Source organism: Bradyrhizobium sp. (genome assembly GCF_035273305.1).
Taxonomy (GTDB): Bacteria; Pseudomonadota; Alphaproteobacteria; order Rhizobiales; family Xanthobacteraceae; genus Bradyrhizobium.
This window is the reverse complement of record NZ_DATEPI010000203.1, coordinates 1-4001: the sequence shown is the minus strand read 5'-3', so window position 1 is coordinate 4001 and position 4001 is coordinate 1. Positions and strand designations below refer to the sequence as shown.

The following is a 4001-nucleotide window of genomic DNA, read 5'->3' as shown; positions in this document are numbered from 1 at the left end:
AAACCATTGCGTGCGGGAATGCCGGGTGAATCCGGTGAACCTCGCGGTGACTACGCTCGTGTGGTTCTATTTTTTCCCACGCGAGGCTGCGGGTGCATCGAGCACCCGGCATTCCCCACGCCCTCTGATGTTCAGAAGGCTTGACGACTGACAAACTCGCGCGGCACGCGCGGCGAGATCGCGGAGGTGTGTGTGTTTACAAGCGAGATCGCAGAGGAGTGCGCATCGGTGAATGCCGCGGGTGCTTATCCCTCCCCACAAACGGTCACAAACGGAGGAGGAAAGAAAGAGGGAGCTTCGCTCGCCGCAGTGGGGAACGCGGTGCGCGCCAACTCTATCAGCGGCGTCCCTGCGAAAGCCGGGACCCATAACCACAGGGCTTAGCGATTGGAAGAATTGGCCGAGCGGCGTGTTTCAAAACCGGTGCCGCGGAGTATGGGTCCCCGCTTCGGCAACAGCGAAGGCAATCTCATCGATGAAAACGTCGTCGGGCGAAGGCTCTTGCACTGCGAATTCCTCTGTCCCCTTCGCGATCCGCAGCAAATGCGAATTCGCTTTTTGGCGCAAGGGTTTGTATTGAGATCTGGATTTGCAACTGGCGGTCCGTGCCGGCCCTGTGTATAACCCCGCCCGTCGCTGCTTCCGATAAGTGGCGGTTAATGCTTAGGAGTTAAAGGCCATGTCCGAGCGGTGGACACCCGATAGTTGGCGCGCCAAACCGGTGCTGCAGATCCCCGAATATCCCGATGCAAAGGCATTGGCCGATGTCGAGGCGCAGCTTGGCACGTTTCCTCCGCTGGTTTTTGCAGGTGAGGCCCGCAACCTGAAAAAGGCGCTTGCGCGAGTAGCCGCAGGCGAGGGCTTTCTCTTGCAGGGTGGTGACTGCTCCGAAAGTTTCGCGGAGCACGGCGCCAACAATATCCGCGATTTCTTCCGTGTCCTGCTGCAGATGGCGGTGGTGTTGACCTATGCCGGCGCCGTGCCGGTGGTGAAGGTCGGACGCATCGCCGGGCAGTTCGCGAAGCCACGCTCATCACCGACCGAAAAGATCGACGGCAAGGAGTTGCCGAGCTATCGCGGCGATATCGTCAACGACATCGCGTTCACGGAACAGGCGCGTACCCCCGATCCGCAGCGGCAACTGATGGCGTATCGGCAGTCGGCGGCGACGCTGAACCTGCTGCGCGCGTTTGCAACCGGCGGCTTCGCCAATCTCGGCAGCGTGCACCAATGGATGCTTGGTTTCCTCAAGGACTCCCCGCAATCGCGTCGTTACAAGGAATTGGCGGATCGCATTTCGGATGCGCTGAACTTCATGCGCGCCTGCGGACTGGACCTGGAAAGTCATCCCGAGCTGCGGGCTACTGATTTCTACACCAGCCACGAAGCACTGCTGCTGGGCTACGAACAAGCCTTCACCCGCGTCGATTCCACCACCGGGGATTGGTACGCCACCTCCGGCCATATGATCTGGATCGGCGACCGCACGCGCCAGCTCGATCACGCCCATGTGGAGTATTTCCGAGGCATCAAAAATCCGATCGGATTGAAATGCGGCCCCTCGCTCAAACCGGACGAACTGCTGCGGCTGCTGGACGTGCTCAATCCCGACAACGAGCCCGGACGATTGACGCTGATCAATCGTTTCGGCTCCGAGAAGATTGGCGATCATTTGCCGCAACTAATCCGCGCCGTGCAGCGCGAAGGTCGTGTTGTGGTTTGGTCATGCGACCCGATGCACGGCAATACCATCGCCTCGACCAGCGGCTACAAGACCCGGCCGTTCGATCGCATTCTTTCGGAAGTGAAGTCGTTCTTCACCATCCATGCGGCGGAAGGCACGCATGCGGGTGGGGTGCATCTGGAAATGACCGGCCAGGACGTGACCGAATGCATCGGCGGCGCGCGGGCCATCACCGATGAGGATCTCAACGACCGTTATCATACGGTATGCGATCCCCGCCTCAATGCCGAGCAATCGATCGACATGGCTTTTCTGATCGCCGAATTACTCAAGCAGGAACGCGGCGGCAAAGCCAAGCCGATGCCGGTCGCGGCGGGCCTTTGAGTTGCTGCGGTTCTGGCGGGCCACGCTCAATACGCGCAACGGCCTCGCTTTCGCGATCCGCTCCGAGCAGGCTTTTCGAGAAGAGCTTGCCGCGCTCGGCCTCGCGCTGCCGCTGGCCTGGCTGATTGGCGCGAGCCCGATGCGCCGCGTCGAACTGATCGCGGCGGTCGTGCTGGTGCTGATCATCGAATTGCTCAACACGGCGATCGAAAAGCTCGCCGATCGCCTGACGACCGATCCTGATCCGCAGATCGGCCGGGTAAAGGACATGGGTTCGGCGGCGGTCGGCGTGGCGCTGGTGATGGCCGGTCTGTTCTGGTTGTTCGCCATCGCCGAACGCATGGGCCTGATCTAAGGCATGCGATTGCAGTTTATTAGCGTGGAAGGCACCATCGCTTCATGACACAACGTGCTGATCAGTTCGCCATCACACTGGCCCAGTTGAACCCGACGGTCGGAGACGTCGAGGGCAACGCGGCCAAGGCGCGCGCCGCGCGGGCTCAGGCCCGGGCTGACGGCAGCGACCTGGTGGTTTTGCCGGAGTTGTTCATCGCCGGGTACCCGCCGGAGGACCTGGTTCTCAAACCGGCATTTCAATCGGCGTGCCGGGGCGCGATCGAAACCTTGGCGCGGGAGACAAGGGACGGCGGACCGGCAATGCTGATCGGCACTCCCTGGGTCGAGGATGGCAACCTCTACAATGCTTGCGCCTTGCTGGACGGCGGGCGCATCGCCGCAATGCGTTACAAGGCCAATTTGCCGAATTACGGCGTGTTCGATGAAAAGCGCCTGTTCGCCCGCGGTCCTGCAGCTGGGCCGGTAACGGTGCGCGGCGTTCGAGTTGGAGTGCCAATTTGCGAGGATATTTGGCTAGAGGAATCGGCAGACTACGAAAACATTGTTGAATGCTTGGCGGAGACCGGCGCCGAAATCCTTGTCGTGCCGAATGGCTCGCCCTACGCGCGCGACAAAAACGATCGGCGGTTGTCGATCGCGGTGGCGCGGGTGACTGAAAGCGGGCTGCCGTTGGCGTATCTCAATCAGGTCGGCGGTCAGGACGAGCTGGTATTCGATGGTGGGTCGTTTGTGCTCAACGGCGATCTGTCGATGGCGATGCAATTGCCGGTATTTTCAGAAAGCGTGACCACGCTGCGCTGGAGCAAGACCGAGGCCGGATGGCGCTGTAACGGGCCGATCGTCCCCGTGCTCGACGGCGACGAGGGCGACTACGCGGCTTGCGTGCTGGGAGTGCGCGATTACGTCAATAAAAACGGATTTCCGGGCGTGCTGCTGGGCATTTCAGGCGGCATCGATTCGGCCCTGTGCGCAGCAATAGCAGTCGATGCGCTTGGCGCAGATCGCGTGCGCGGGGTGATGCTGCCTTTTCGTTTTACCGCACAGGTGTCACTCGACGACGCGGCACGGCTCGCGAAAGCCTTGGGCATCCGCTACGAGATTCTTCCGATCGCACCTGCGGTCAACGGTTTTGAAGATATATTGTCGGGCACGTTTGCGGGCCTGCCGCCAGACATCACCGAAGAAAATCTGCAGGCGCGCGCGCGCGGCACGCTGTTGATGGCGATCTCGAATAAAACCGGCGCGATGGTGGTCACCACCGGCAACAAGTCGGAAATGTCGGTCGGCTACGCCACTCTCTACGGCGATATGAACGGCGGCTTTAATCCGATCAAGGACATCTACAAGACCGAGGTGTTCCGGCTCTCGGCCTTGCGCAATTCGTGGAAACCGCAGGGCGCGTTAGGTCCTTCGGGTGAAGTCATTCCGCCTGCCATCATCACGCGGGCGCCGACAGCGGAGCTGCGCGAGAACCAGACCGATCAGGATTCGTTGCCGCCTTACGACGTGCTGGACGCGATCCTTGAACGGCTCGTCGAACGCGAACAACCGCTGGCCTCGATCGTTGCCGAAGGAT

Annotated in this window: 3 protein-coding genes; all 3 read left to right on the top strand. The window is 61.0% G+C overall.

Features of this window, described 5'->3' with window-relative positions; genetic code table 11:
* Positions 1–679: 679 nt before the first annotated feature.
* On the top strand, positions 680–2068 hold the full coding sequence (locus VJV58_RS13805) for a class II 3-deoxy-7-phosphoheptulonate synthase (RefSeq protein ID WP_324137916.1): 1389 nt from the start codon (positions 680–682) through the stop codon (positions 2066–2068).
* Position 2069: 1 nt separating this feature from the next.
* Positions 2070–2423, top strand: a complete 354-nt coding sequence (locus VJV58_RS13800; protein ID WP_324137915.1) for a diacylglycerol kinase — start codon at positions 2070–2072, stop codon at positions 2421–2423.
* A 44-nt stretch (positions 2424–2467) separates the two neighbouring features.
* On the top strand, positions 2468–4001 hold a 1534-nt coding region (locus VJV58_RS13795), incomplete at its 3' end, for an NAD+ synthase (RefSeq protein WP_324137914.1).